Annotated in this window: 1 protein-coding gene; it reads left to right on the forward strand. The window is 67.3% G+C overall.

Features of this window, described 5'->3' with window-relative positions:
- Positions 1–266 (forward strand): efflux RND transporter permease subunit (locus SB772_RS41820; RefSeq protein WP_410838750.1); only part of this gene is annotated, 266 nt, incomplete at both ends.

Consider the following 266-nt stretch of genomic DNA (forward strand, 5'->3'; position numbering starts at 1 on the left):
GCCGCACCCAGTACCAGTTCAGCCTGTCCTCGCCTGACGCCGACCTGCTGGCGCAGTGGAGCGGCAAGCTGGTGCAGGCGCTGCAACAGCGCCCGGAGCTTGCCGACGTGGCCAGCGACCTGCAGGACAAGGGCCTGCAGGTGTACCTGGTGATCGACCGCGACATGGCCAGCCGCCTCGGCATCACGGTTGCGCAGATCACCAACGCCTTGTACGACGCCTTCGGCCAGCGGCAGATCTCGACCATCTACACCCAGGCCAGCCAG

This window comes from Paraburkholderia sp. SIMBA_030 (assembly GCF_046535245.1).
Classification (GTDB): Bacteria; Pseudomonadota; Gammaproteobacteria; order Burkholderiales; family Burkholderiaceae; genus Paraburkholderia.